Genomic DNA, 3,828 nt, shown 5'->3' with positions numbered 1-3,828 from the left:
TAAGGTGCAGGTTCAAATTCTGCCAGATTATACCTTAAACTGGCTTTACCATTTGTAACTATTGCTGAACCAAATTCAATATCATTTTCAATATAAAATGTTACATTAGCGCCCTCTAAATTAGCATCATTAGTTTCAAAGACAAATGTACCATTTTCAAGATATTTGATGGTGATATCCTTAAGTTCTCCATTGACAAGATATGCATAATTATGATCAACAGTGTTCTTATCATTGGTTAAGTTAATTGCATTGTCCCCAGTGCCTTTTTTAGAGAACAAGAAGTTATCTGAAAATATATTATTTTCAGCAATACCATCAACATCAATCGCATAACCTGTTTTTGAGGTAATATTATTGTGTTCAATTGTGTTTGATGAGGAATTTTTGAAAAGATGAATGCCTGAATTGACAGCACTGATTGAATCCAAATTAGGCAATGTTATCTCTTCACCTGTACCATTGGATAAAATGTCATTATTGGAAATAGTGTTAAATTTGGAATTGGATAATAAAATGCCACAAACTTCTTTAGCATTTCCAGTTATTTCATTGTTTTTAATGATATTCTCATTAGAAGAAACAGCTTCAATTCCGTAAACAACATCTGAATTTAATGTGAGAGAATTATTTAAAATTGTTGAAGCTTGAGACATTTCTAAATTAATACCATACGCTACGGCATTGGATTTTGCATTAACATTATTTGATTCAATAAGAGTTCCAGTGGTTGAATCACCAATAACAATTCCTTGAACAAAATAGGTTCCTTCAAGAATTATTGTGTTTCCAATGAATTTATTGCCACTAGCCCCTTGACCTTCAGGTGCAGGATGGCCTGTCTTATAACCTAAAACACCCATACCATATATGTAATTATCTTTAGCCTTTACATTGACATAATTATTAGATAATGTATTATTATGAGAATTATAATATACATCTATGCCCACAATGGAATTTGTTGAATTAAATGGTGAGTAAGTTTGATTTAATTTTGAAGTAACTGTTACTCTATTTTCAGAAACAATATTGTTGGATGCATAAGCCATTAAAATACCATAAGTTCTGTAAACTTCTTCTAAAACATGATTTCCTAATGCAGATGCACCATCCGGACAAACTGAATTTCCATCAGTACAAACAGTAGACCCATCTGTGCAAACAGTAGACCCATCTGTGCAAACAGTACTACCATCAGTACAAACAGTAGACCCATCAGTACAAACAGTACTACCATCAGTACAAACAGTAGTTCCATCGATACAATGGTCTGTTTCGAATTTATGGATTTGACCAGTTCCATTTGTGAAAATAGTATTATTAATAAATTTACAATCTTCCACAGTATATGCAAGAAGTGTGTAAGTTAAATAAACCCCTTCAGATGAAAGAGTATTGCCAATAACATCTATTGAACTTGATTCAACTACATAAATTGCATATGCTGCATTAGGGTCATAAACATCAATGTCACAATTTTTAATTGTAGCTCCGAAAACCCTGTAAACGAGAATACCCCAATCATTTACTCTGGTAGAATTCCTATTTTTAATGATTAAGTTTTCAATCCATACTCCATCACAAGTAACTCTGAAAGTAGTATTATGGAATATTGGTTTATTACCAGTTATTTTAACAGCTTTATTAATATAAATAACAATGTCCTTATTGAATTCTCCTGAAAAGTCCAATATATCTCCATCTTGAATTATTGAAGACAATAAACCATTTTCATTTATGTAATCAGCATAATTTTCAGGAGTGATGTGGCGAGTAGTACCATTAAATCTATAAACCGGCTTTGTTGGGTCAAACTCCCCTTCAGGAGTTGCTACCTTATTATTATTAACAATTGTATTGTCATGATAATCCCAAGGCAGTGATGCATTAGCGTCAACAGCATCAATTGCATAAGTACCAGTACAATTTACAACATTATGGATAATTGTAATATCACCAGGCATTCTTTTTTTACTGATTTTTTGAATTAAAATACCAATACCACTTCCTGTAGAAATAGTATTGCCAATAATTTTCAGATTGAATGCATAAGTATTGAATAAAATACCAGTACCACCAGATGTAGTTATATTATTGTTTTTAATAGTGACATTGGATCCTTTCGGACTCAAACCCATACCTCTTAGTTTTACATCAATGGTGTTATTTTCAACAAGAGTATTATCTGAAACACTTATTGCATCATCATTCGGACCGATTTTCGCATTTATGATAGTGTTGTTAATAATTAAAGCATTGGCACCTGCTGCAATAGCACCTTGCCCTCCAACTTCAACACCGGCTCTATTAAAATCAGCCCCAGTTACATTAATAATTTTATTGTCCCGAACAATAGCATTAGTACCTGCTGAAATAGCCAAATATGCTCCAATGATCTTATTTGATTTAATAGCATTATTAGAACCCATACATTGAATTCCATAAGCCCATGATGTAGGTAAAACATTGTATTTAATTGTATTATTATATATTACATTAAAATTAGAATTACCTCCATTTAAAGGACCACCAGCATAACTGGACAGATATATTCCGTTTGCATCATCACATTCTATGTTATTGTTAGCCAGATAATTATAATGGGCTCCGCTGACAAGTACTGGGGAAGTAGATCTTGTTCCATGACCATAAGTCTCACCATAAGCAATTAGATTATTATTTGTAACATTATTGTAATTAGCATTATTTGCCACACAGATTGTATATGATGAAACTCCAGTATTCTTTATAAAACAATTCTGAATAACACAATTGCTTACACCATCTAAGAAAATTCCATAAGCATATCCTTTAGTGTTGAAAATATTCAAATTAGAGACAGTACTACCAGATGAAGCGCCATTAAAAGTGAAACTACAGTTTTCCAATTTAACTCCATCTTTACCAATGACATTTACAGATGTCTTAAAAGTAAAATCAGTATTTTTAAAATCATCATCTATTCTAATTTCATCACCTGCATCGACTTTTGATGAAATTAACTCCCCTTTATTATTAAAGTACTCATTATAATTTGTAGAAGTTATAGAATGAGAGGTTGAAGTAACATCACTCTGAGTATCATCAGACAATATATCAGTATCTTCAGATACTTCCATTGTTTCTACAATAGCTTCATCACTAGCTTGAACAGTATCATTTAAGTCATCAGCTGCACTTACGGCACCGATGGATACTATTACCAGCAATAAAACTAGTAAAATATTAATTTTTTTAACCATTATTATACCTCATTCACATTAAATTCAATTATTGATTATTTAACCTAAATTGAAAAATAATCTAATATATTATTATTTATGAAAATAAAGCATATTTAAAAATTTCTAAAAAAATAAAAAAAGTAAAAAATAGATGATTAAATTAATAATCATCGTAATCTTCTTCATCGTTTCTTACATATCCAATTAAGAATATTGCAATCAATACGATTACTGCAATGACAACAAATATAGGCATGCTTGATTCTGTTGCGCTTGCAGATTTTGCTGCTGATTTATCGGATAACTCGAATGCTTTAGCACCGGAGTCTCCAGCACCACTGGATGATGCTGATGATGAGGAGCTTTGTGATTCACTAGCAGATTTTGCGTCTCCACTTTCAGAGGCATCAGCACCGGCAGCGGTTTTACCGCCATCTTGACTGCTAGTCTTATCATTGGAAGTTCCATTTACCAGTTCTTGAGCATTGCTGTTATCATTTCCAGCATTTGAAGCCCCATTGCTTGAACCGCCTTGTTCAGAGTTTGAACCATCATCCTCTTCAGGCATTTGGTACAATGGGTCTGTGTTTGTTGCTTGTGC

At 32.3% G+C, this 3,828-nt stretch carries 2 protein-coding genes; both read right to left on the bottom strand.

Going from position 1 to position 3,828, the window contains the following annotated elements:
• On the bottom strand, positions 1–3,212 hold a 3,212-nt coding region (locus E7Z78_RS09610), incomplete at its 3' end, for a right-handed parallel beta-helix repeat-containing protein (protein WP_303724962.1).
• A 175-nt stretch (positions 3,213–3,387) separates the two neighbouring features.
• Positions 3,388–3,828: hypothetical protein (locus E7Z78_RS09605; RefSeq protein ID WP_303724961.1), on the bottom strand; the 441-nt coding region annotated here is incomplete at its 5' end.

It is taken from the genome of Methanobrevibacter thaueri, from assembly GCF_015062915.1.
GTDB lineage: Archaea > Methanobacteriota > Methanobacteria > Methanobacteriales > Methanobacteriaceae > Methanocatella > Methanocatella thaueri_B.
This window is presented reverse-complemented; position numbering and strand designations above follow the sequence as displayed.